Annotated in this window: 27 protein-coding genes; 16 read left to right on the top strand and 11 right to left on the bottom strand. The window is 73.4% G+C overall.

Annotation, left to right across the window (positions count from 1 at the left end; all coding sequences use genetic code 11):
* Positions 1 to 42: 42 nt before the first annotated feature.
* From mobA to DAI17_RS11425, 4 genes are all read left to right on the top strand, one after another.
* On the top strand, positions 43 to 630 hold the full coding sequence (mobA, locus tag DAI17_RS11440) for a molybdenum cofactor guanylyltransferase (RefSeq protein WP_107773052.1): 588 nt from the start codon (positions 43 to 45) through the stop codon (positions 628 to 630).
* Positions 631 to 706: 76 nt separating this feature from the next.
* Complete coding sequence (locus DAI17_RS11435) at positions 707 to 1,030, top strand: DUF6457 domain-containing protein (RefSeq protein WP_107773051.1); 324 nt, start codon at positions 707 to 709, stop codon at positions 1,028 to 1,030.
* A 30-nt stretch (positions 1,031 to 1,060) separates the two neighbouring features.
* Positions 1,061 to 2,029, top strand: a complete 969-nt coding sequence (locus DAI17_RS11430) for an NAD(P)H-quinone oxidoreductase (protein ID WP_107773050.1) — start codon at positions 1,061 to 1,063, stop codon at positions 2,027 to 2,029.
* 54 nt (positions 2,030 to 2,083) lie between these two features.
* Positions 2,084 to 2,734, top strand: a complete 651-nt coding sequence (locus DAI17_RS11425) for a bacterial proteasome activator family protein (protein ID WP_234412456.1) — start codon at positions 2,084 to 2,086, stop codon at positions 2,732 to 2,734.
* A 94-nt stretch (positions 2,735 to 2,828) separates the two neighbouring features.
* On the opposite strand, the gene DAI17_RS11420 is transcribed toward DAI17_RS11425, so the two are convergent.
* The 5 genes from DAI17_RS11420 to serS are packed head-to-tail and all read right to left on the bottom strand — an operon-like array spanning position 2,829 to position 6,546.
* Positions 2,829 to 3,041 carry a hypothetical protein gene (locus tag DAI17_RS11420; protein WP_107773049.1) on the bottom strand — a complete coding sequence of 71 codons (213 nt, stop codon included), beginning with the start codon at positions 3,039 to 3,041 and terminating at the stop codon, positions 2,829 to 2,831.
* Positions 3,038 to 3,622: a hypothetical protein gene (locus tag DAI17_RS11415; protein ID WP_107773048.1), complete on the bottom strand. Its 585-nt coding sequence runs from the start codon at positions 3,620 to 3,622 to the stop codon at positions 3,038 to 3,040. Before DAI17_RS11415 ends, DAI17_RS11420 begins: the two co-directional genes overlap by 4 nt.
* A 5-nt stretch (positions 3,623 to 3,627) precedes the next feature.
* The gene (locus tag DAI17_RS11410; protein ID WP_107773047.1) at positions 3,628 to 4,434 is read right to left on the bottom strand and encodes a Cof-type HAD-IIB family hydrolase; all 807 of its coding nucleotides are present in this window, start codon (positions 4,432 to 4,434) and stop codon (positions 3,628 to 3,630) included.
* Between the two features lies 1 nt (position 4,435).
* Positions 4,436 to 5,275 carry an HAD family hydrolase gene (locus DAI17_RS11405; RefSeq protein WP_107773046.1) on the bottom strand — a complete coding sequence of 280 codons (840 nt, stop codon included), beginning with the start codon at positions 5,273 to 5,275 and terminating at the stop codon, positions 4,436 to 4,438.
* Entirely contained in the window at positions 5,272 to 6,546 is a 1,275-nt protein-coding gene (serS, locus tag DAI17_RS11400) for a serine--tRNA ligase (RefSeq protein WP_107773045.1), read from the bottom strand. The genes DAI17_RS11405 and serS overlap by 4 nt, the downstream gene beginning before the upstream one ends.
* Before the next feature lie 97 nt (positions 6,547 to 6,643).
* Between serS and DAI17_RS11395 the strand changes: the two genes are divergently transcribed.
* Complete coding sequence (locus DAI17_RS11395) at positions 6,644 to 8,221, top strand: YegS/Rv2252/BmrU family lipid kinase (RefSeq protein WP_234412455.1); 1,578 nt, start codon at positions 6,644 to 6,646, stop codon at positions 8,219 to 8,221.
* 39 nt (positions 8,222 to 8,260) lie between these two features.
* A complete protein-coding gene (locus DAI17_RS11390; RefSeq protein WP_107773044.1) occupies positions 8,261 to 8,791 on the top strand; it encodes an AAA family ATPase in 531 nt (176 codons plus the stop codon).
* Between the two features lie 33 nt (positions 8,792 to 8,824).
* On the opposite strand, the gene DAI17_RS11385 is transcribed toward DAI17_RS11390, so the two are convergent.
* Complete coding sequence (locus tag DAI17_RS11385; protein ID WP_107773043.1) at positions 8,825 to 9,340, bottom strand: chloramphenicol phosphotransferase CPT family protein; 516 nt, start codon at positions 9,338 to 9,340, stop codon at positions 8,825 to 8,827.
* 151 nt (positions 9,341 to 9,491) lie between these two features.
* On the opposite strand from DAI17_RS11385, the gene DAI17_RS11380 reads away from it, so the two are divergent.
* Positions 9,492 to 10,193: a 4a-hydroxytetrahydrobiopterin dehydratase gene (locus DAI17_RS11380; protein WP_107773042.1), complete on the top strand. Its 702-nt coding sequence runs from the start codon at positions 9,492 to 9,494 to the stop codon at positions 10,191 to 10,193.
* A 19-nt stretch (positions 10,194 to 10,212) separates the two neighbouring features.
* On the opposite strand, the gene DAI17_RS11375 is transcribed toward DAI17_RS11380, so the two are convergent.
* On the bottom strand, positions 10,213 to 11,268 hold the full coding sequence (locus DAI17_RS11375) for a zinc ribbon domain-containing protein (RefSeq protein ID WP_159081490.1): 1,056 nt from the start codon (positions 11,266 to 11,268) through the stop codon (positions 10,213 to 10,215).
* A gap of 130 nt (positions 11,269 to 11,398) precedes the next feature.
* Positions 11,399 to 11,797, bottom strand: coding sequence for a DUF4446 family protein (locus DAI17_RS11370; RefSeq protein WP_234412454.1), 399 nt, complete (start codon positions 11,795 to 11,797; stop codon positions 11,399 to 11,401).
* Between the two features lie 71 nt (positions 11,798 to 11,868).
* Between DAI17_RS11370 and DAI17_RS11365 the strand changes: the two genes are divergently transcribed.
* The 8 genes from DAI17_RS11365 (at position 11,869) to DAI17_RS11330 (ending at position 19,325) form a co-directional block, all read left to right on the top strand.
* Entirely contained in the window at positions 11,869 to 12,741 is an 873-nt protein-coding gene (locus tag DAI17_RS11365) for a prephenate dehydratase (protein ID WP_199905078.1), read from the top strand.
* A 33-nt stretch (positions 12,742 to 12,774) separates the two neighbouring features.
* Positions 12,775 to 13,470: a nickel pincer cofactor biosynthesis protein LarB gene (larB, locus tag DAI17_RS11360; RefSeq protein WP_107773040.1), complete on the top strand. Its 696-nt coding sequence runs from the start codon at positions 12,775 to 12,777 to the stop codon at positions 13,468 to 13,470.
* A complete protein-coding gene (gene larC / locus DAI17_RS11355) occupies positions 13,467 to 14,639 on the top strand; it encodes a nickel pincer cofactor biosynthesis protein LarC (RefSeq protein WP_107773039.1) in 1,173 nt (390 codons plus the stop codon). Before larB ends, larC begins: the two co-directional genes overlap by 4 nt.
* Positions 14,640 to 14,662: 23 nt before the next feature.
* Positions 14,663 to 15,262: a TMEM165/GDT1 family protein gene (locus DAI17_RS11350; RefSeq protein ID WP_107773038.1), complete on the top strand. Its 600-nt coding sequence runs from the start codon at positions 14,663 to 14,665 to the stop codon at positions 15,260 to 15,262.
* Entirely contained in the window at positions 15,244 to 16,404 is a 1,161-nt protein-coding gene (locus DAI17_RS21270; RefSeq protein ID WP_199905077.1) for a GNAT family N-acetyltransferase, read from the top strand. The genes DAI17_RS11350 and DAI17_RS21270 overlap by 19 nt, the downstream gene beginning before the upstream one ends.
* Before the next feature lie 39 nt (positions 16,405 to 16,443).
* Positions 16,444 to 17,670 (top strand): arginine deiminase, encoded by a 1,227-nt coding sequence (locus DAI17_RS11340; protein WP_107773037.1) that lies wholly within the window; start codon positions 16,444 to 16,446, stop codon positions 17,668 to 17,670.
* Between the two features lie 102 nt (positions 17,671 to 17,772).
* Positions 17,773 to 18,147, top strand: coding sequence for a cyclic nucleotide-binding domain-containing protein (locus DAI17_RS11335; protein WP_107773036.1), 375 nt, complete (start codon positions 17,773 to 17,775; stop codon positions 18,145 to 18,147).
* 26 nt (positions 18,148 to 18,173) lie between these two features.
* Positions 18,174 to 19,325 carry an adenylate/guanylate cyclase domain-containing protein gene (locus DAI17_RS11330; protein WP_107773035.1) on the top strand — a complete coding sequence of 384 codons (1,152 nt, stop codon included), beginning with the start codon at positions 18,174 to 18,176 and terminating at the stop codon, positions 19,323 to 19,325.
* Positions 19,326 to 19,513: 188 nt separating this feature from the next.
* On the opposite strand, the gene DAI17_RS11325 is transcribed toward DAI17_RS11330, so the two are convergent.
* A complete protein-coding gene (locus DAI17_RS11325) occupies positions 19,514 to 20,461 on the bottom strand; it encodes a DUF5926 family protein (RefSeq protein ID WP_107773034.1) in 948 nt (315 codons plus the stop codon).
* A 46-nt stretch (positions 20,462 to 20,507) separates the two neighbouring features.
* Positions 20,508 to 21,287, bottom strand: a complete 780-nt coding sequence (locus DAI17_RS11320) for a glycerophosphodiester phosphodiesterase (protein ID WP_107773033.1) — start codon at positions 21,285 to 21,287, stop codon at positions 20,508 to 20,510.
* A gap of 114 nt (positions 21,288 to 21,401) precedes the next feature.
* Here DAI17_RS11320 and DAI17_RS11315 point away from each other — a divergent pair, with 114 nt between their 5' ends.
* Positions 21,402 to 22,376, top strand: a complete 975-nt coding sequence (locus DAI17_RS11315; RefSeq protein ID WP_107773032.1) for an NHL repeat-containing protein — start codon at positions 21,402 to 21,404, stop codon at positions 22,374 to 22,376.
* 11 nt (positions 22,377 to 22,387) lie between these two features.
* Here the strand turns inward: DAI17_RS11315 and DAI17_RS11310 are convergent, their stop codons facing one another.
* Complete coding sequence (locus tag DAI17_RS11310) at positions 22,388 to 22,981, bottom strand: mycothiol transferase (RefSeq protein ID WP_159081489.1); 594 nt, start codon at positions 22,979 to 22,981, stop codon at positions 22,388 to 22,390.
* Positions 22,982 to 23,034 lie beyond the last annotated feature (53 nt).

Below are 23,034 nucleotides of genomic sequence, written 5' to 3'. Positions count from 1 at the left end.
ACAGGCGATGGGGGCGCGGGTGCCCGCTGGGAGACTGCCCCCATGGCACAGGACCTGGGCGCCGGCGGCTTCTGCGGGATCGTGCTGGCCGGCGGCACGGCGGCCCGCATGGACGGCATCGACAAGGCCGGGCTCGAGCTCGGCGGGCGGACGCTGCTGGAGTGGTCGATCGACGCGTTCGTGGACGCCGACGAGGTGGTCGTGGTCGGTCCCCCGACGGTGCGCACCGCGCGGCCGGTGACCTTCACCCGGGAGGACCCGCCCCGCGGCGGTCCGGTCGCCGGGCTGCTCACCGGCGTCGACGCGCTGCTGCGGACGCCGACGCTCGTGGGCGTGCTGGCCGTCGACATGCCGCACGTCACGGCGTCCACGATGAGGCGCCTGCGGGAGGCCGCGACCGGCGGGTCCGCGAGGGACGGCGCCTTCCTGGTGGACGGCGACGGACGGCGCCAGCTGGCCGGGGTCCTGTCGGCGGACCGCCTCGCGGCCGTGCGACCCGACCTCGAGCACCAGCACGGGATGTCCCTGCGCGCGCTCCTCGCGCCCCTCGACCTGGCCGACGTCCCGGCCGACGGGGCGGAGTCGCGCGACGTGGACACCTGGGCCGACTGGCGCGACCTGCAGGGCTGACAGGGAGTCGGTGACACCTCGCTGACACGACGCGAGGTACTTGCACGCCCCATCCCTGCGGGTGGAGATTGATCGGGTGAACCTCCACGACTGGATCGATGAGCTGTGCGACGTGCTCGACGTCGAGACCGAGGTCGACGAGGGCCTGGTCCTCGACCTGGCGCGCACGTCGGCGAGGAACGTGCAGAAGACGTCCGCCCCCATCACCGCCTACCTCCTGGGCGTGGCCGTCGGCGCCCGGGACGCCGACCCCGAGGAGACCGAGCGGCTCGCGGCGCTCGCCCAGGGCCTGGCCGAGCGGTGGGAGCGTCCGGCCGGCGCCCCCGACCCCGACGACATCAACGACGAGGTCCCCGACGACTCCGAGGTGGACCACAGCGACGAGGAGTTCGAGGACTGAAGTTCGCCGCGGGGCTGGCAGGGTGGACCCATGCGTGCCGTGATCGCCTCCTCCACCGGAGGTCCCGAGGTCCTGTCCGTGGGCGAGCTGCCCGACCCGACCCCCGGTCCCGGTGAGGTGCTCGTCGCCGTTGCTGCGACGGCGGTCAACCGGGCCGACACCCTCCAGCGGCAGGGCTTCTACCCGCCGCCGCCGGGCGCCTCGGAGGTGATCGGCCTGGAGTGCAGCGGCACCGTCGCGGCCCTCGGGGAGGGCGTCGAGGGGTGGGCGGTCGGCGACGAGGTGTGCGCGCTGCTCGCCGGCGGCGGTTACGCGTCGTACGTCGTGGTGCCGGTCGGGCAGGTCATGCCGGTGCCGGCGGGGGTCTCGCTCGTCGAGGCCGCCGCGCTGCCCGAGGTCGCCTGCACGGTGTGGTCCAACGTCTTCATGGTCGCCGGCCTCCAGCCGGGCGAGCGCTTCCTCGTGCACGGCGGGTCCGGCGGGATCGGCACCATGGCGATCCAGCTCGCCAGCGCGCTGTCCGCGAAGGTGTTCGCCACGGCCGGCAGCGCCGCCAAGCTCGCCGCCTGCGCGGAGCTGGGCGCCGACGTGACCATCAACTACCGCGAGGAGGACTTCGCCGAGGTCCTGAAGGCCGACGGCGGCGCCGACGTCATCCTCGACAACATGGGGGCGAAGTACCTCGGCCGCAACGTCGACGCCCTGGCCACCGAGGGCCGGCTGGTGATCATCGGGATGCAGGGCGGGTCCAAGGGCGAGCTCGACATCAACGCGCTGCTGCGCAAGCGCGGTGCCGTCATCGCCACCTCGCTGCGCTCGCGGCCGCTGGCCGACAAGGCCGCCATCTGCGCCTCCGTGGTCGACAACGTCTGGCCGCTCGTCGCCGACGGCACGGTGCGGCCGATCGTGCACACGACGATGCCGCTCGAGGACGTGGCGGCCGCGCACGCGCTGATGGAGTCCAGCGACCACATCGGGAAGATCGTGCTGACGCTCTGACCCGGCCACGCCACCCTGGCGGGGGCGTCAGGCCGCGCGACTAGGGTGGCGGGCATGAGCGAGCAGCAGGGCACCCCGCAGACGCCCGGGCCGGACGGCTCCGGCGGCGAGCACGCCGAGGAGCAGGTCGTGGTGGTCGGTCCCGACGGGCGACCGGTCGGGACCATCCCGGTCAGCGCCCTGCCCACGCGCGAGGAGGCGGACGGGGACGACTCGGACGACGAGGGCCAGCGCCACATCACCGAGCTGGTCGAGCAGCCCGCCAAGGTGATGCGCATCGGCTCGATGATCCGCCAGCTCCTCGAGGAGGTGAAGGCGGCCCCGCTCGACGAGGCCAGCCGCAACCGCCTCAAGGACATCCACCACGCGTCCATCAAGGAGCTGGAGGCCGGTCTGGCGCCCGAGCTGGTCGAGGAGCTGGAGCGGCTCTCGCTCCCCTTCACCGAGGAGGGCACGCCGTCCGAGGGCGAGCTCCGGATCGCCCAGGCGCAGCTGGTCGGCTGGCTGGAGGGCCTGTTCCACGGCATCCAGACGGCGATCTACGCCCAGCAGATGGCCGCCCGCGGCCAGCTCGAGCAGATGCGCCGCGCCCTGCCGCCCGGGATGCACGTCGAGGGTCACGGCCCGGCCCAGGCGCAGGCCGCTCCCGGCGCGCCGACGCCCGAGCCTCCCGCCCCCGGCGAGTCGGGCGGGATGTACCTCTGAGGCGAGCACGACGCGGGCAGCTCGCGCTCGGGAGCGCGGAGCCCACGCTCGACGAGCCCCGTTGACGCACGAGCTGCCGACGCCGTGCGCAGTCCTAGCGGTCGCCCCGGCGGCCGAGCCGGCCGCGGAGCGCGCGGTAGGCGAGGAACGCCAGGAACGTCAGCCCGACGACGCCGAGGACGAGCCGCCCGGTGCGCCACTGGTCGTGGGTCAGGCCCTGGTCCAGCGCGGACGCCGAACCGGCCGTGAGCACGAGCCACGCGGCGACCGCCGGGACGACGAGGAGCAGCCGGGCGAGCGTGGTCACGCCCGGCGACCCAGCCGTCCGACCACGACGAGGCCGAGCAGGCCGACGATGACCAGCGCGCCGCCCGGCGCGGCCATCCGCGCCATCGACGCGGGCGGCGAGTCCTCGACCCTCGTGAGGGTGGCGGTGGGCGGCGGGGGCGGCTCGACCGCCTGGCCGGCGCCGAGGATGCCCTCGACCTGCGCGACCCGGTCGGGGTCGAGGCGGCCGGTGCCGTCGCAGCTGTTGGCGACGTACGGCGGGGCGTCGCCGCGGACGATGAAGAGGTAGTCGGCGCCCTGCTCGGGCTCGCCGATGCCGCAGGCGGTGGTCTGGCGGGCCGTGGTGACCGTCGTGCTCCGGTCCACCGTCCCCTTGTAGGACCGGGTCGCGGTGACCGCGATCTCGAGCTGCTGGTCGACCTGGGTGACCCCGTCGACGGTCCCGATGAACACCGCGTCCGCCCGCGACGTCTGCCGCTCGGCGTCGGCGGGCTGGCAGGTGCACGCGGCGGCCGGAGCCTGCACGGCGAGCACGAGGCCGCCGACCACGAGCATGCCGGCCAGCAGGGCGCGCAGCACGGACGGGAGGCGGAAGGACATGCGCGTCACCCTATCGAGAGGTCGAACACCCGGCTGAGCACGGCGGCGACGCCGTCCTCGTCGTTGCGCGGGGCGGTGTGGTCGGCCAGGTCGATGACGGTCTGGTGGGCGTTGGCCATGGCGTACGACGTCCCCGCCCACTCCAGCAGCGGCAGGTCGTTGGGCATGTCGCCGAAGGCGATCACCTCGTCCGGGCCGGCCCCCAGCTCGGCGGCGAGCGTCGCCAGGGTGGACGCCTTGGTGACCCCGGCCGCGCTGATCTCGACGAGGGTGCCGACCGAGGACCAGGTGGACACCACCTGCGCGCCCACGGCTTCCTCGACCCGCCGCCAGTAGTCCTCGGGACCGACGTCCTCGTGCCGGGCGAGCAGCTTGACCACCGTGTCGTCGGCGATCTCCTCCAGGTCCCCGGTGGGGACGTCGGAGGTGGCATTGACCTTGAGGCGCGGCATGAAGTCGTGCTCGCGGGCGAAGCCGCCGGTCTTCTCCAGGGCGAAGACCGAGCCCGGGACCGCGTCGCGGATCGCGGCGCCGACGGCAAGCAGCACCTCGACCGGGATGGTGCGCGCGGTGCGGACCTCGCGGCGCGCGACGTCGTACACGATCCCGCCGTTGCTGCAGATCGCCAGGCCGTGGCCGCCGACCTCCTCCCACAGCTGCTCCATCCAGCGGATCGGGCGGCCGGTGGTGAAGACGACGGGTACGCCGAGCTCGTCCAGCGCCGTGAGGACCGCGCGGGTCCGTTCGGTGACCGTGCCGTCGGTGTGGAGCAGGGTGCCGTCGAGGTCGGTGGCGACCAGGCGGGGTCTCACGTCAACCTCGGGCACCGTTGGGGAACCACCGGCCGAGCTCGGTGGCGGCCCCGTCGTCGTACACCGTGCCGGTGACGTGGTCGGCGACCTCGCGGACCTCCTCCACGGCCTGCCCCATGGCCACGCCGCGGCCGGCCCAGCGGAGCATCTCGATGTCGTTGCGGCCGTCCCCGATGGCCAGCACGTCGCTCGCCTCCACGCCGAGCTCGGCGGCGACGTGCTGGAGGCCGGATGCCTTGTGGACGCCCTGCGGGGAGAGGTCGAGCCAGGCGGTCCAGCCGACGACGTAGCCGATGGAGTGCAGGCCCAGCTTCTCGGCGAGGCCCACGAAGTCCTCGGCGGTGGCGTCGGGGTCGCGGATGATCACACGGCTGACCGGCTCGCCGACGATGTCGTCGAGGTCGGTGATGATCATCTCGCCGGAGAGCTCGCCGTCGGGGAAGTGCCGGTTGACCTTGTAGCCGCGGCCGCGCTCCTCGACCGCGACGAGGGCGTTGGGGTGGTGCTCCAGCACGGCGGCCACGGCCGGGGCGGCGTCGAAGGTCACCTCGTGGACGACGTCGACGGGCGGGTAGCGGAAGACCACGGCGCCGTTGGACGCCACGACCCACAGCGGGTCCCGCCGCCCGTCGTGGATGTCGAGGAGGTCCGCGACCCGGGTCATGCCGTGCGGCGAGCGCCCGCTGGCGAGCACGATGTGCGCGCCGGCGTCCCGGGCGGCCTGGACGGCGTCGTACAGGGCGGGCGCGATCCGCTCGTAGGTCTGCCCCGACCCCTCGACCCAGGCGAGCAGGGTGCCGTCGATGTCGAGCGCGACGAGCTTGGGCTGCCAGTCGCTCACGCGGTGCGCTCCAGGGGCTCCAGGACCTCGAGGCCGCCCAGGTAGGGCCGGAGCGCCTCGGGGACGGTCACCGACCCGTCGGCGTTCTGGTGGGTCTCAAGGATCGCCACGATGGTGCGGGTGATCGCGGTGAGCGTGCCGTTGAGGGTGGCGACCGGCCTGGTGCCGTCCGCCGTCCGCTGGCGGGTGTCGAGGCGGCGCGTCTGGAAGTCGGTGCAGTTGGACGTCGAGGTCAGCTCGCGGTACTTGCCCTGGGTGGGTATCCACACCTCGCAGTCGAACTTGCGGATCGCCGAGAGGCCGAGGTCGCCGGCGGCCACGTCGATGACGCGGTAGGCGAGGCCGAGCTTGTCGAGGAACTCCTTCTCCCAGGCGAGCAGCCGCTCGTGCTCGGCGTAGGACTCCTCGAGCGTCGTGTAGACGAACATCTCGACCTTGTCGAACCAGTGGACCCGGATGATGCCCTTGGTGTCCTTGCCGTGCGAGCCGGCCTCCTTGCGGAAGCACGGGCTGAACGCCGCGTAGCGCAGCGGCAGCGAGTCGCCGTCGAGGATCTCGTCGGAGTGGTACGCCGCCATGGCGACCTCGCTGGTGCCGACGAGGTACATCTCCTCGCCCTCGATGCGGTAGACGTCGTCGGCGGCCTGGCCGAGGAAGCCGGTGCCCTCCATCGCGCGCGGCTTGACCAGCGACGGCGCGATCACCTGCGTGAAGCCGGCCTCGCGCGCCTGGTCCATCGCCATGCTGACCAGCGCGAGCTCGAGGCGCGCACCGATGCCGGTGAGGAAGTAGAACCGCGAGCCCGAGACCTTGGCGCCGCGCTCGAGGTCGATCGCGCCGAGCATCCTGCCGAGCTCGATGTGGTCGCGGGGCTCGAAGTCGAACTCGCGCGGCGTACCGACGTGCTCGATCGTCGCGAAGTCGTCCTCGCCACCGGCCGGCGCCTCGTCGGCGGCGACGTTGGGGATGGAGCGCAGCGCGTCGTCCCACTCCTGCTCGGCGGCGTTCTGCGTGGCCTCGAGCTCCTTGACGGCCGCGGCGAGGTCCTTGACCTGCGCGAGCAGCGCCTGCTTCTCCTCGCCCTGCGCCTGTGCGACCTGCTTGCCGATCGCCTTCTGCTCGGCGCGCTTCTGCTCGTACGCCGTGATGGCGCTGCGGCGGGCCTCGTCGGCGGAGAGCGCGCGGTCCACGACGTCGGCGGAGAGGCCGCGCTTGGCCTGGGCGGCGCGCACGCGGTCGGGGTCGTCTCGGAGCAGGCGGGGGTCGATCATGCCGGGGTCCCTGCGGCGAGGGGAGCGCAGCGAGGCTGGTCGTGGGGTGGGATCACGATGCAAGGCTATCGGGAGGCCACCCTGCATACTGGCGCCCGTGCTCGACCGCCCCCGCCACGTGACCCTGCTCTGGGCCGGAGGCCTCGGGATCGCCTTCGCCGTGATCGCCTGGATGGTCGCCCAGCAGGACCGCTCCCCGCTCGACGGCCTCGACAGGTGGGGCCGCGACGCGGAGGACTGGGCCGACGACCACGACGTGCTGCTGGGGTTCCTCAGCGTCGTCGAGCACACCTTCAGCACCATCGGCATGACCATCCTGACGGTGCTGCTGGCCGCCGCGCTCTTCTGGAACAAGCACCGACGGGCCGCGCTGTTCACCGTGCTCGTCATGCTCACCACGTCGCTCATCACGACCGTGGTCAAGCTCAACCTCGCGCGGTCCCGCCCGGAGTGGCAGGCGTCGGCGGACTTCCTGGAGACCAAGTCGTTCCCGTCCGGGCACGCGTCGTCGGTGACGGCGTTCGCGGCGGTCCTCGCGGTGCTGGCCCTGATGCTCGTCCGCCGTTCGGGCCTGCGCCGGTGGGCGTACGCCGGGTGCGTGCTGCTCGTCGTCGTCACCTGGGCCGACCGGGTGCTGCTCGGACGCCACTACCCCACCGACGCCATCGGCGGCTCGCTGCTGGGCCTGTCCGTGACGCTGTTCTTCATCGCCTTCCTCAACCCGCTGCCGCGCCCGCACGCGGTCAAGGAGGAGCCGCTGCCCGAGGTCTTCGGCAGCCAGCGCCGGCTGGCGGTGATCCTCAACCCGATCAAGGTCGAGGACGTGGGCCAGTTCCGCTCGATCGTCAGCTCCATGGCGCTGGAGTCCGGGTGGTCCGAGCCGACCTGGCAGTACACCACCATCGAGGACCCGGGCACCGGGATGGCGGAGAAGGCCGCGGTCGAGGGAGCCGACCTCGTGCTCGTCTGCGGCGGCGACGGCACGGTGCGCGAGGTGTGCGCCGAGCTGGCCGGCACCGGCATCCCGGTCGGCATCATCCCCGCCGGCACCGGCAACCTGCTGGCCCGCAACCTGGGCATCCCGCTCTACATCCGCTCGGCCATCGACGTGGCCCTCAACGGCCAGGACCGGGCCATCGACCTCGTCGACGTCAGCGGCGACGGTATCGAGGACACCCACTTCATGGTGATGGCCGGCATGGGCTTCGACGCCGCACTCATGGAGGGCGTCAACGACGAGATCAAGGCCAGGGTGGGCTGGCTGGCGTACGTCGTCTCCGGCCTGCGGTCGCTGATGTTCCCGGCGGTCAAGGTCGAGATCCAGATCGACGACGAGGAGCCCACCGTCCACCGGGCGCGCACCGTCGTGGTGGGCAACGTCGGTCACCTCCAGGCCGGCATGCCGCTGCTCCCCGACGCGGCCATCGACGACGGCCTGCTCGACGTGGTGATCCTGCACCCGCAGCGGTTCGTCTCCTGGATCCCGCTCGCGCTCCGGGTGCTGTCGCGGGCGACCAAGACCGACGAGCTGATCAACCGGATGACCGGCCAACGCGTCGTCCTCCGCGCCTCGACGGACACGCCCCGGCAGCTCGACGGCGACTCCATCGGCGCCGGTCGCGAGCTGCGGATGTCCTGCGTGCACGGGCGGCTGCTGGTGCGCGTCCCGCGCTGAGGCGGGCCGCCTGTCCGTCGTACCCGGTTGAATGACGGCATGCGACGGTGCCGGGTCCACGTGATGGGTGCCAGCGGATCCGGGACGACGACGCTCGCCCGGGCGCTGGCCGACCACTGGTCGGTCCCGCACGCCGACGCGGACGACTACTTCTGGGTGCCGAGCGACCCGCCGTACGTCGAGAAGCGACCCGAGGGCGACCGGCTGTCCCTGATGCGGGACCTGTTCGTCCCCCGCGAGGCGTGGGTGCTGTCGGGGTCGATGGTGGGCTGGGGCGAGGCGGTCGTCGACGAGTGCGACGCGATCGTGTTCCTGACCCTCGACCCTGCGGAGCGGCTCCGGCGCCTCGAGGCGCGCGAGGTCCACCGCCGGGCGGGCCGGTCGTTCGACCCCGATGCGTGGGACGCGTTCCTGGACTGGGCGCGCGGCTACGACGACCCGGCGTTCGACGGGCGGAGCCGGGTCGTCCACGAGAAGTGGCTGGCCGACCGGGACCAGCCCGTGCTCCGGCTCGACAGCGCGGCGAGCCGGCACGAGCTGCTGGACGCAGTGCTCGACTGGGAGGCGTGATCGCGGGTCGGCCGCTTCCGTGGCCGACGCTTGTCACGTGACTCGTGCCGCGATGAGGCGCGCGCAGTCCTCGGGGGAGGCGGAGCTGCTGTCCAGCACGAGGTCGTAGGCAACGCCATGGTGAACCGTCTCCGCCTGCCCGGCTGCCATCCCGGCCGGTCGGTCCCCTCGTTCCCGCTCTCGCGCCGCCGCCACCTCGGCGGCGCAACGCACGCCGACCCACAGCACCTCCAGACCTTCGAGGTGGTCGCTGGTCCGCCGCTGCGAGATCGCGCCGTCGAGGAAGACGTCGTCGATGATCACTCCAGCACCGGCTCCTGCCATCGCGGCGACTCCTCGCGACCACGCGGCCTCGAGCGCACGCCACTGGTCACCGAGGACGACCGTTCCTTGCGGCCCGTAGGACACCAACGACGGCGGCGCGACGTCGATGAGACCGTCCACGCCCAGCAGGAGCCACGGTCGGGGCAGCAGCTCCTGCAGGCACCGGCCGATGCTCGTCTTGCCCGAGCTCGACCCCCCGTTCAGCACTATGACGTCGACAGCCATCCGGTCATTCTCCTCCGTGTCGATGCGAGGACCGGCTCGCGGACGCGGTCCCCGTCGCGTACGGAGCCGGCATCAGCGCGGGTCCGAGCCGGTGCACCCACGGGAGCTGACGCCTGCGTGTCGGGCTGAATCAGGGATAGCGTCCCCGTCCATGGACATCCTGAGGGGCGAGCAGATCGCCGAGGCCGGCCTGACCGACTGGCGCAAGCTGGCCCAGGGCTTGCACGCGCGCTACCTGGTCGACGACTTCGGCGCGGGCGCGCGGTTCGTCGCAGCGGTGGGCGAGGCGGGTGACTCGCTCGGACACCACCCCCGCGTGTCGATGGGCACGGGGTACGTCGACCTCGAGCTGGTCACCGCCGACGCCGTCTACCGGGACGACGAGGGCACCGAGCACGTCGTCGAGTGGGTGACCCAGCAGGACGTCGACCTCGCGCGGCGGATCAGCGACATCGCGGCCGACCACGGGCTCGACGCCGACCCTGCCTCGGTCAGCGAGGTCGAGCTCGGCCTCGACACGGCACACTCCGCGACCATCGCGCCGGTCTGGGCCGCCCTCCTGACCGGGGACGCCGGGTCCCGGGGCCGCGGCACGCCCGGCGACGAGATCCGGGACGCCACGGTGCGGGTCCCGAACCTGTGGTTCGGGGACGAGCCCGATGGTCCGGGCCAGCGGTTTCACGTCGAGGTCTACGTGGCGCCCGAGGTGGCCGGGCAGCGGATCGCCGCCGCCGTCGCCGCGGGCGGGACCGTGGTGGACGACAGCGACGCGCCCTCCCTCACCGTGATCGCCGACCAGGACGGCAACAGGGGCGTCGTCTGCGTCGACACGTCCGCTGCGACGAAGGGCTGACCGCGGCTCGGCGCGGCAGTCAGTCCTGGAAGAGCCTGATCCACGCGCCGACCGCGCCGCCGAGTCCGGCGGCGGTGGCGAGGACCCATTGCCAGTGCGCACGGATGAAGCGCCGTCCGCCGTACGCCGGGTCGACTCGCACCCGGACGGTCCGCTCCAGCGCAGGGAGCGAGACGCGTTCGTCCCGGTCGGGCAGCGGGACGCGCATCGCCACGCGCAGGTGGAGGGAGTGCGTGCCTCCGCGTTCCGGGGTGACGTCGAACTGCCACAGCGCCGTGGGCCGCAGCAGCTGCTCGGCGGTGTCCCCGGCCTGCAGCGACACGATGGAGAACGCGGGCCCCTGCAGGTCGACCTCCATGAACGGCGTCGTCTCCAGGTCCTCGATGAGGGCGTCCTCCGTGCCCGGAGCGAGCGCGCGCAGCTGCGGGTCCAGACCGCCGTGCTGCGCGATGGCCACCCTGACTCGCTCCGTCCGGCCCTGGCGCATCTGCTCCGGCGGGTTGAACAGCAGCCGCCCTCGCTGGACATAGGTCGACAGGGCCTGGTCGATGATCGCTTGCGCGACCCGCCGGCCCGACTCGTCGCCTCCGCTCATCTCGAGCGTGGAGGCGGACGCCTCGACGGGGGCCGGCGGCTCGCTGCGGTGGGCTGGGGGTGCTGGTGAACCGGTCGGTGCCGGGACGGAGGAGGAGGCCCACTCCAGGAAGATCCCGCAGTGGTCGCAGAAGGCGTGTCCGGAGCGGGTGAGGTGACCGCACTGGGGGCAGGTGACGGACTCGGCGGGCCAGGGCACCGGCTGCGCCCCTCGTCGCGCGAGCTCGTCACAGAGGCGGGTGGCCTCGCGCGCGAACGCGGGATCGCGGCGTCCCGCCTCCTCGATCGCACGCGCGACCCTCGACCAGGCCTCCGGACCGGCCCGTTCGTCCTCGAGCGCCGCCGCAGCCGCCTCACCCACCCGAGCCAGGACCAGCTCGCGGAGCCGGGCGACCAGGTCGTCGACCGCACCGCCCGGGGCGACGGTGTGTCCCGGCGTGGCGAGGCGCAGGTAGCCCGCCACCAGTCGTCCATCGATCACGGCGCCTCCGAACCTGTCGCAGGTCTTGACCGATTCTCCCACCGGATACCGGACGGTGGGCGCGGCGAACCAGGTGGGCCGCCGGAGGGTGGAGAGGCGGTTCGCCCCGCCGCCGAGGGTTGCGGGCGCCTCACCCACGGGCGTGGGCGATGGCTTCCTCCTCCTCCGGCGAGAGCTGCTGCTCGCAGGTCCAGCCGGTGATGTTCTTGGCGTAGGTCCGCGCCTCGCTGCGCCCGTGGATCGAGGTCAGCACGACCCCGTGCCCGGCGTCGTCGAGCAGCGCCAGGCTCCAGCTGAGGTGCCCGCCGACGTCGCCGAACGCGTCGTACCGCACCACCGACAGGTGCCGCAGGGCGTCGCCCGCCTCCTGCTTGAGGGCGGCGACCTCCTGCCGGAGGCCGTGGACGTCCTCGGGCAGGGCGTCGGCCTGCGGGCGGCGCGACGCGGACGCCGTACGACGCAGCGCGACGACCGCCAGCACGGCGGCGACGAGGGCGAGGAGAAGGGCGGCCGAGGCGAGGATCCACACGAGACCGAACCCTAGGACGGCGGCTGAGACGAGCCGGTCGCGACACGGGCCCGCGTGCCAGACTCCGAGCCGTGACGTCCACCTCTGCACGCCCGACCGGGAGCCCGACCACACGCCGGATCGCCTACCAGGGTGAGCCGGGGGCCAACTCCCACATCGTGTGCCGGCAGGCCTACCCGGACTGGGAGGCGCTGCCGTGCGCGTCGTTCGAGGACGCCTTCGCCGCGGTCGAGACCGGCGAGGCCGACCTCGCGATGATCCCGATCGACAACTCGATCGCCGGCCGGGTGGCCGACATCCACCACTTCCTGCCGACGAGCAACCTGCACATCGTGGGCGAGCGGTTCCTGCGCATCCAGTTCTCCCTGATGGCCACGCCCGGTGCCGACGTCAACGGCCTGCGGACGGTGCACAGCCACGTGCACGCCCTGGGCCAGTGCCGCGGCGTGATCCGCGAGCTCGGCCTCAAGCCGATCGTCTCCGGCGACACCGCGGGCGCCGCCCGCGAGGTGGCCGAGGCGGCCGACCCGACCCAGGCGGCGATCGCTCCGCCGCTCGCCGCGGAGATCTACGGCCTCGAGGTGCTGCGCCACGAGATCGAGGACGAGGAGCACAACACCACCCGCTTCATCGTGCTCTCGCGCGACTACGAGGAGGCGCCGCGTGGCGACGGGCCGGTCGTCACGACGTTCATCTTCAACGTCCGCAACCTGCCCGCCGCGCTCTACAAGGCGCTGGGCGGTTTCGCGACCAACGGCGTCAACATGACCAAGCTCGAGAGCTACATGGTCGAGGGCCACTTCACCGCGACCCAGTTCCTCGCCGAGGTCGACGGCCACCCCGACGACCCCGGGGTGCGCAACGCGCTGGAGGAGCTGGCGTTCTTCACCACCGAGGTCAAGGTGCTCGGCGTCTACCCGGCCGACCCCTTCCGGGCCGAGTAGGACGGCGTCCGACGCGGCGCTAGCGTTGCGGGCGTGACGCACACACCCGGGCCGGACGAGCGCACGGCCGACCTCGGCTTCGCGCGCGTGGACCTCGAGCGCGCCGCCCGCACCGGCGACCCCGAGGTGGTCTACGGCGCCGGCAAGACCCCCGAGCAGGTCGCGGCCATCCTGACGACGCTGCACGCCAGCCACCCCGAGCGTGCCGTGCTGGCGACCCGCCTCTCCCCCGAGGCGCTGGACGCCGCCCGCACCGTCGGCGCCACGATCCACGACACCGCCCGCGCCGCCACCCTGGGGCCGCTCCCGACGGCGCGCGGGACCGTGGGCGTCGTCAGCGCCGGCACCTCCGACGCCCCGGTCGCCGCCGAGGTGGCGCTCACCGTCGCCTGCCACGGCAGCGAGCCGGTCGAGATCCGCGACGTCGGCGTCGCCGGGCTGCACCGGCTGATGGCGGTCCGCGACCGGCTCGACGAGGTGGACTGCCTCGTGGTGGTCGCCGGCATGGAGGGCGCGCTCCCCTCGGTGGTCGGCGGCCTCACCGGCACGCCGCTGATCGCGGTGCCGACCAGCGTCGGCTACGGCGCCTCCTTCGGCGGCCTCGCGGCCCTCCTCGGCATGCTGAACTCCTGCGCGCCCGGCGTCACCGTGGTCAACATCGACAACGGGTACGGCGCCGGCGTCGCCGCCGCGCGCATCGCCCGGCGGGTCGGGGCGGACGCCCGATGACCGTCTGGGTCGACGCCGCCGCGGGGGCGAGCGGGGACATGCTCCTCGGCGCCCTGCTCGGCGCCGGCGTGCCCCTCGACGTCGTCCGCGCAGCCGTCGACGCGGTCGCCCCCGAGCCCGTCGCACTGGAGCCCGGGACGGTCTCCCGCAACGGCTTCGCCGCCACCCGCTGCCACGTGGAGATCCCCGACTCGGAGCACCACCGCAGCTGGCGGGACGTCCGCGAGCTGCTCGGGCGCGCCGACCTCGACGAGGACGTCCGTGACCTGGCCGTCCGCGCCTTCGAGCGGCTGGCGGTCGCCGAGGCCACGGTCCACGGGGCCGACCCGCTCGACGTCGCCTTCCACGAGGTCGGGGCGCTCGACGCGATCGCCGACGTCGTGGGGGTGTGCGCCGGCTTCGCCTGGCTGGCCGCCCACGTCGGCGGACCGGTGACGGTCTCGCCGGTGGCGGTGGGGTCCGGCACGGTGCGTGGGGCGCACGGCTCCATGCCGGTGCCGCCGCCTGCCGTGGCCGAGCTGCTGCGCGGCGTACCGTCCCTGGCCGGTCCCGGCCACGCCGAGTCCTGCACCCCGACCGGGGCCGCCCTGCTGACCACCCTCGCGGACGAGTGGGGCCCGCAGCCCGCGATGACGGTCGACCGGATCGGCGTCGGCGCCGGTGGTCGCGACCCCGACACCCACGCCAATGTGCTGCGGATCCTCACCGGCAGCGCCCCGGCCGCCGACGCCTCGCCGCTGCTCGTCGAGTCCAACATCGACGACCTCGACCCCCGTGTGTGGCCGTCGGTGATCAGCGCCCTCTTCGCCGCCGGAGCCAGCGACGCGTGGCTGACGCCCATCCTGATGAAGAAGGGCCGGCCCGCCCACACCCTCTCGGTGCTGACCTCCGCCGCGGCCGCCCCGGCCGTCCGCGAGGCGCTGTGGCGCCACACCTCGACGATCGGCGTCCGGGAGGTCCGCCTGGCCAAGCACACGCTGGACCGGGAGATGGTCGCCGTCGAGGTCGCGGGCCAGCGGATCGCGGTCAAGCTGGCCCGGCACCGCGGCGAGGTGGTCAACGCCCAGCCCGAGTGGGAGGACGTGGCCCGCGCCGCCACCGCCCTGGGCCGCCCGGCCAACGACGTGCTCGCCGACGCCATCGCGGCCACCCGGGCGCTCCTGCGCTGACGCCCCGTCCCTAGGCTTCTGGGGTGGACATCCTCGTCGTCGCGCTCACCTTCGCCGCCATCTTCGTCGTCGAGCTCCCCGACAAGACCTTCATCGCCACCCTGGTGCTCTCCACCAAGTTCCGACCGCTCTTCGTGTGGATCGGCGTCGGGCTGGCCTTCATGGTCCAGACCCTCATCGCCGTGGCCCTCGGCAAGGCGGCGAGCTTCCTGCCCGACACGGTGGTCCACGTCGCCGCCGCCCTGATGTTCCTCGTCGGCGCAGTGATCCTGCTCCGCGAGGCCCGCTCGCACGAGGCGGCCGAGGAGGACGAGGAGGCCGACTTCGCCGCCAAGGCCGGCGAGGCGCAGGGCTTCAAGGTCATCCTCACCAGCTTCCTGGTGCTCTTCGCCGCCGAGTGGGGCGACCTCTCGCAGCTGCTGACCCTCTCCCTCGTCGCCAAGTACGACGACCCGGTGAGCGTGTTCGTCGGCGCCTGGGGCGCGCTGCTCGCGGTGAGCGGCCTCGCCGTCATCGTGGGCCGCGTGCTGCTGAGCCGGATCAAGCTCCACGTGCTCCACTACCTGGGTGCGGGCGTGTGCCTCCTCATGGCAGGTTTGACCGTGTGGGAGATGACGCGCTGACCGTCCGGGACCACACGGCGCTGATCGTCCGGGACCGCTACCTCGCGGTCAACGGCGACCACCCGATGACCCCGGTGGACGACGCCTCCGTGCGCGCCGGCTTCGTGCCCGCCACGGACGATCAGCTGGCCCAGATGGCCGCGGGACGGATGCCCCTGCCGTCGTACCTCCTCTCCGACGGTACGGCGATGGTCCCTGCCGACCACGACGAGCTCGCCCGGGTCGCGGGCGGCGTCGAGCGCCTCCACGACTGGTTCGTGGCGTTCTGGACCGAGGACGCCGCTGCCGGCGAGGAGGCCTGGGAGCACTACCTCGCCGGCCGGTACGCCCACCTCGTCGAGGTGAGCCCCGTGACGATCCGACGCACCGAGCGCGCCGTCGGGCTGGCCGAGCGCGCCATGGCCCGGCTGCGGGAGGACCCGCGCGACCACGTGGCCCGTGGCCAACTCGGCGAGTGCGTCGACGGCGTGCCGGCCGTGCCGGGCCTCGACGCCCTGCTCCGCCCGATGTGCTCCTACGACCGGGCGCGGTACGGCGGCCAGACCCTGCGCGAGCGCCTCGTCGACGCCCCGCGCGAGGAGTTCTTCACCTTCGCCCTGCCCTCGCTGCCGCTGCGCACGGAGCGGCTCGTGCTGCGCGCCCGCCGGCTCGAGGACGCCGCCGCGTTCGCCCCCGCCTGGGCCGACGAGGACTACGCCCGCCACCTGCTCACCGGCACCATGAACGCCTCGGAGGTCCGCGAGACCATCCGGCGGCGGATGGCCCCCACCCCCGGCAACCGGACCCTCGGCCTCGTGGTCGAGCACGACGGCCAGCCGGTCGGCGACACGGTGCTCTTCCTCCAGGGCACCGGCTGGTCGCAGGCCGAGATCGGCTGGACCGTCCTGCCGGCCCACGCGGGCCACGGTTACGCCACCGAGGCGGCCCGCGCCGTCCTCGCCCTCGCCTTCGAGCACTACGGCGTGCACCGGGTGGTGGCCACGCTCGACGGCCGCAACGTCCGCTCGGCCGCGGTGTGCCAGCGGCTCGGGATGCGCCTGGAGTGCGACAAGCGCGCGGACTTCTGGTCCAAGGGCGAGTGGACGCCGACGCTGGAGTACGCGCTGCTCGCCGACGAGTGGTCCGCACGTCGTACGACCTGAACGGTGGGCCCGTCCCCGCGAGGCCACTAGAGTCAGCCCATGCCTGCAACCCACGGCGCCGACAGCGAGGTCGGCACGCTCCAGACCGTCATGCTCCACCGGCCGGGGCCCGAGCTCAAGCGGCTCACGCCGCGCAACAACGACAAGCTCCTCTTCGACGGCATCCCGTGGGTGAGCAGGGCGCAGGACGAGCACGACGCGTTCGCCGACACGCTGCGCCAGCGCGGTGTCGAGGTGCTCTACCTGACCGAGCTCCTCACCGAGACCCTGGCCAGCGAGAGCGCCCGCAACCACGCGATCACCTCGGCCCTGAGCGGCCTGCACCTCGGGGACACCCTGCGCCGCTACCTCGCCTCCGCGCTGCGCGACTCCTCGCCGGAGGAGCTCACCGCCGTGCTGACGGCCGGCATCCGCAACGACGAGGTGCGCGGCGGCCACGGGCTGGTGACCAGCCTGCTGAGCCCCTACGACTTCCTCATCGACCCGCTCCCCAACCTGCTCTTCACCCGCGACTCCAGCGTGTGGGTCCGCGACCGGGTGGCGATCACCAGCCTGGCCATGCCGGCCCGCAAGCGCGAGACCCAGCTGACCGAGCTGATCTACACCGAGCACCCGCGCTTCGCCGGCCAGACCCGCAAGATCCACGGCTGGCACAACGAGCACGTGGAGGGCGGTGACGTGCTGCTGCTCGCCCCCGGCGTCATCGCGGTCGGCGTCGGGGAGCGCACGACGCCGGCGGGGGTCGAGCGGCTCGCCCGCCAGGTCTTCGACGCGGACCTCGCGCACACCGTGCTGGCGGTGCCGATCGCCCAGGAGCGCGCCACCATGCACCTCGACACCGTCTGCACGATGGTCGACGTCGACAAGGTCGTGATGTACCCCAACGTCGCCGACACCCTCACCGCCATCTCGGTCACCGTGGGCGACTGGGGCTCGGCCGACGTCGACCTGGTCCTCGAGGTCGCCGAGCCGGAGCCGTTCCTCGTGGCGGCGGCCAAGGCCATGCAGATCGACACCCTGCACCAGATCGACACCGGCCTCGACCCGGTCACCGCCGAACGCGAGCAGTGGGACGACGGCAACAACACCTTGGCGCTGGCGCCGCGCGTGGCGGTGGCCTACGAGCGCAACGACGAGACCAACGACCGGCTCGAGCAGGCCGGCATCGAGGTGGTCCGGATCGCGGGCTCCGAGCTGGGGTCGGGTCGCGGCGGTCCGCGCTGCATGTCGTGCCCCATCGCGCGCGACCCGCTCCCGAGCGCCTGAGGTCACGCCCTGGGCCACAGCGGCGGAGGTCACACATCACGTCGGGGTCGCTCGCTCGTTGACCGGGCAGCGACCCCGCGCGTGCACCCAGAGAGGCAACCCATGACTTCCTCGATCTTCGACGGCCTGTCCCCCGCCGACGTGACCCGCATCCGGTCCGCCGGCACCACGCTGACCCTCCCCCAGGGCTGGTCCCCCATCTCCGAGCAGACGCCAGCCGACAAGGCCTACATCATCGAGCAGGGCGAGGTGTCCGTACGCCGTCGCGGCGAGGAGGTCGCCGTGCTCGGCCCCGGGCAGATCATCGGTGAGGCCGCGATCCTCAACCGCTCGCTGCGCTCGGCCAGCGTGGTCTCCCTGACGCCTCTGCGGGTCATCCACTTCACCGGCGAGGTGCTCGAGCGGCTGGTGGACCAGGTCCCGGCCTTCGGCGAGGCAGTGCGGTCGGCGACCGCCGAGCGGCAGGGGCAGTCCTGACCGACGAGGAGGCTCCGGGCTCCGACATGACGCCCCCCGCGGACCCGTCAGGCGACGTGTCACCGGCCGCCGACCCGCCCGCCGCGGCCGCGCTGGCCGATGCCTACGGCGACGTCGAGGCCTTCCTCCTCGGCGGGGCGCCGACCCTGACCCGGATCGAGGTGGCCGACAGGGCCGGCGTACCCCTCGAGCTGGCCACCGAGCTGTGGCGGCTGCTGGGCTTCGCCCACCGGACCGACGACGCCGTCGCGTTCACCGAGAGTGACGTGCGAGCGCTCGAGCTGACCGTCGACCTGGTGCGGATGGGCATCCTGGGCGAGGACTCGCAGGCGGCCCTGGTGCGCACCTGGGGCCGCAGCTATGCCCGGCTCGCGGAGTGGCAGACCAGCCTGCTCGCCGGCCTGGCCGTCGAGGGACCCGACCCGGACGTCCGGATGGCCGAGCTCGCCGCCGGGGTGCTCCCACGCGTGGAGGCGCTGCAGTCCTACGTGTGGCGTCGGCACCTCGCGAGCGCGGCGAGCCGGCTGCTCTCGGTCGAGTCGACCGGCGCCGCGGAGACCGACATGGCGGTGTGCTTCGTGGACATCGTCGGCTACACCGCACAGAGCAGGAACCTCGCCGAGGGCGAGCTGGTCGAGTGGATCGAGGGCTTCGAGCAGGAGGCCACCAGCATCGCGGTCGACCGCGGCGGCCGGGTCATCAAGACGATCGGCGACGAGATCCTGGTGACCGCCGACGACCCCGTCGCCGCGGCCGAGATCGCGCTGGTCCTCGTCGAGCGCGGCCTCGACGACGAGGACCCCTTCCCCGCGGTGCGCGCCGGGCTCTCCTGGGGGCCGGTCGTCAGCCGGCTGGGTGACGTCTTCGGCCCGACGGTCAACGTCGCGGCCCGGCTGACCTCCGTGGCCCGCCCCGGAACGGTCGTGGTGGACCGGGGCATGCACGACGCGCTCCGACCGCCGGCGCCCCCGGACCCCGACAGCGACGCCGAGGCCGACGCCGACGCTCCGGACGACGGCCTGAGCGGCCCGCAGGGCGACGAGGCTCCCCACGTCGACGGCGCGCCGGACGGCGCGTCCGCGTCTCCGGCGTACCGCCTCAAGCGCCTGCGCCGGGTCTCGGTCAAGGGCTACTCCCGGCTCGAGGCCTGGAGCCTGCGCCGCCCACGCGACGACTGACGCTCCGGCTGCTGCCACTTCCTCGGACCTATGCCAGTCCGGGCCGACGCGGAACGGCACGCGTCGAGGCGTCGGAGAAATTGGAAGCCCGGCCGCTGTTGACGGGGGAAACAACAACGACCGGGCGCCCCGAAACTTACCTTCCGGTCGCAACCGCCGACAAGGCTTTGGGCCAAATCGGGCAGGGATCAGCGGATGGTGACCTGCCGGTTGGCGAGCCCGGCGCGCGCCGAGCGCTGCTCGGGCGTGAGGTCGGAGGTGTCGGCGAGCGCCTCCTGCAGGTCCGCGGCGAAACGGGCGGCCGGCTCCTCGAGGACCTCGGCGCCGGTGCCGACGGGCAGGTCCCAGACGGGGGCGAGCAGGCCGTGCGCCCGGAACATGCCGACGAAGCGCGAGCCCTCGGCGATGCTGTCGCGACCGGCCGCGTGCAGCCGGGCCAGCGCGTCGAGCAGCGCGTCCTCGGGGTGCGGCATCACCCAGCGCAGGTGCTCCTTGGTGCCGACGTTGGTCCAGTACGCCGCCTCGACGCTGCTCAGGCGCGTGGTCGGCGTGGCCGCCTGGTCGGCCTGCTCGAGGGCTGCCTGCATGGACGCGTCCTGGTCCTCGACGTCGTCGATCCAGTAGCCGAAGCCGTCGTGCACGGTGATGTCGAGCTCGGTGTCGTTGATGAGGTCCTGCAGCCGGGGACCCTCGCCGGGCGCCTCCGTGAGGCCGATGATGCCGGGCTCCTCGGTGGCCAGCGCCTTCTCCAGCACGGCACCGAGGTCGCGGGCCGGGTCGCCGTACTGGTGGGCGACCTGGAGGCCGAGCCAGATCGCGCCCGAGTCGCGCACCATCGCCGGGGCGGCCATCGGGAGCAGCGTGCAGAGGCGGACCTCACGGTCGGTGCCCTTGACGTCGAGCGGGACGGTGGCCGCGGGGACGAGCTCGCGCAGCGCGATGACGTCGCACTCGCCGGGCATGCCCTCGAACGGACGGGCCACGAACGCCGGGGCGGCGCCGCCGGCTGCGCCGTGGCAGGCCTTGTAGCGCTTGCCCGAGCCGCAGGGGCAGGGCTGGCGGGGGCCGACGGCGTCGGCCGAGCCCTCTCCGGCAGCAGCGGTGTCACGGGCCTTGGTGCGGGACTTCTTCGCCATGGGGCGAGGCTATCCAACGGGCCGGACGGGTGACCGGCCGGACGGGTCAGCCGTCGAGGAGCTCCAGGATGTGCGCCGGGTGGTCGGTGATGACGGCGGTCACCCCCAGGTCCAGGCAGAGCCGGAGGTCGTCGTCGGTGTTGACCGTCCACACGTGGACCTCGCGGCCCGCGCGGCGCAGCGACCGGCCCAGCCCGGGGTGTTCGCGGAGCTCGTCGATGCCCGGTCCGACGATCCAGTCGTCACCGATCACCCGGCGCAGCATGGGCCAGTGGTGGGCCTTCTCCACGAGCATCACCACGTCGACGTCCGGGGCCAGCCGCTTGGTCCGCTGGAGCGCCGTGAACGAGAAGCTCATCACCCGCACCGGGCTGCCGGGGCGGTCCCACCCGAAGTCCGACAGCAGCTCGACGACCCGCTTCTCCACGAGCCCGCCGTACCGCGTCGGGTGCTTGGTCTCGATCGCCAGCTCCACCCGATGGTCGGCGTCGGCCACCGTCTCCATCAGCTTGCGCAGCGTCAGCACCTTGCCGTCGGCCGGGTCGAGGTCGGGCGCCTCGTCGTCCATGTCGGCCCACGGGTTCTTCCACCGGGCGAAGTCCAGCTCGTCGAGGTCGGCGAGGTTCATCGTGGAGACCAGGCCGCGGGAGGACGTCGTACGCCGCAGGTCGCGGTCGTGGACGCACACCAGGTGGCCGTCGGCGGTCAGGCGCACGTCGCACTCCAGCGCCTCCGCGCCGAGGTCGATGGCGCGGGTGTAGGCGCGCAGCGTGTGCTCGGCGTTGTCGTGGCTGGCGCCCCGGTGGGCGACGACCTGCGGCCTCATGCGACGAGCGTAGGGGGCGGCGACCCCCGTGACGCGTCACACACCGCGGCGTACGTTGGCGGGACCCACACCTCGCGCCGGCGAGACGGCCGGCGCCCGACCCCTGGAGCCGCGATGTCCAGCCCGCACCGTCGCGTCGGCGCCCTCGCCGCCGTCCTGGCCGCCACGCTCGCCACATCCCTCGTCGCCGTGCCCGTCGCCACCGCGGGCCACCCCTCCCACTCCCACTCGTTCCCACCGAGGATCGAGCTGCCCGACGGGTTCATGCCCGAGGGCATCACGATCGGGCGGGGAGCGACGGCCTGGTTCGGCTCGCGCCGGGACGGCGACATCTACGAGGTCGACCTGCGCACGGGCGCGGGCGAGACGATCAGCGAGGGCCCGGGCACGCCGTCGGTGGGCCTCAAGGTCGATCGGCGCGGTCGGCTCTTCGTCTCCGGCGGCACCGGCGGCGACGCACGCGTCGTCGACACCCGCAGCGGCGAGGTGACGAGCTATGAGCTCGTCCCGGCTCCGGAGGCGGCCTTCATCAACGACTCGCTGGTGACCCGCAGGACCGTGTGGTTCACCGACTCCCGCAGCGCGCGCCTCTTCGGGCTCCCGCTCGGACGGCGCGGCGCGCTCCCGGCGCAGGACGACGTCATCACCGTCCCGCTGACCGGCGAGTGGGTGCAGCCGCCCGCTCCCGGCCTCGGCGCCAACGGCCTGACCGAGACCCCCGACGGCGAGGCACTGCTCGTGGTCAACGCCGGCGTGCTGTACCGCGTCGACCCGGCCACCGGCGACGCGCGGCTGGTCGACACGGGCGGGGCCGCCCTCACCAACGGTGACGGGATGCTGCTGCGCGGGCGGACGCTGTACGTCGTCCAGAACTTCCTCGAGCAGGTGTCGGTGCTGAAGGTGTCCCGGGACGGCCGCTCCGCCCGGCTCGTGCACGTCATCGACGAGTTCGAGGCGGAGGTCGACGTCCCCACCACGGTGGCGGCGTTCGGTCGCTGGCTCTACCTGCCCAACGCGCGGTTCAGCACGCCGGCCGCGCCGGACACGCCCTACTGGGTGACCCGGACGTCGCGGGTGGGCCACCGCTGACGCTGACCGCGTCAGGCGGTGGCGGGCTCCCGGCGCCACGGCTGGATGAAGTCGTTGCCCTCGATCCCCTCCACCGCCATGGTCAGCTGCCCTGCCTGCGCGCCGTCGAGCTGCTCGCGGACGATGTCGGCGTGGCCGGCGTGCCGGGCGAACTCCTCGATGAGGTGCAGTGCCAGGACCCGCCCGGTCACCGGCGTCGGCTCGTGCCGGCCGAACCACGGCGCCGGCGCCTCGAACAGCTCGGCGGCCGGGTCCAGCGCCTCGACGGCCGCCAGCAGCGCGCCGGTCGCGGCGTCGTACTGCTCGACGACCTGCTCGAGGGTCTCCTCGTCGGTGAGGGCGAAGCTGCCGTAGAAGGTCCCGTAGTCCTCCTCGGTGAGGTCCCAGCCGCGCTCCCCGCGGTTCTGCGCCTCGCGGCGCTGCCAGGTCACCCACGACGTGGTGAGGTGCTTGAGGATGCCCCCGACGCTCAGCGCCGAGCGGGTGGGCGTCAGCCGGGCCTCCTCGTCGGTGAGGCCGTGGGCGGCCGTGCGCGCGGCGACGACCTGCTCGCGCAGGAAGGCGGCCAGGGCGGCGGACTCGGAGTGGGTGGTGGGCTCGAGCACGGCGGTCTCCCTCGGTCGGCGGTCGGTCTGTGCACCACTCTCCCGCGCATGGC

Origin of the sequence: Nocardioides sediminis, from assembly GCF_003047295.1 — a bacterium.
Classification (GTDB): Bacteria; Actinomycetota; Actinomycetes; order Propionibacteriales; family Nocardioidaceae; genus Nocardioides; species Nocardioides sediminis.
Note: the sequence above shows the minus strand (reverse complement) of the source record. Positions and strands in the feature narration are given on the sequence as shown.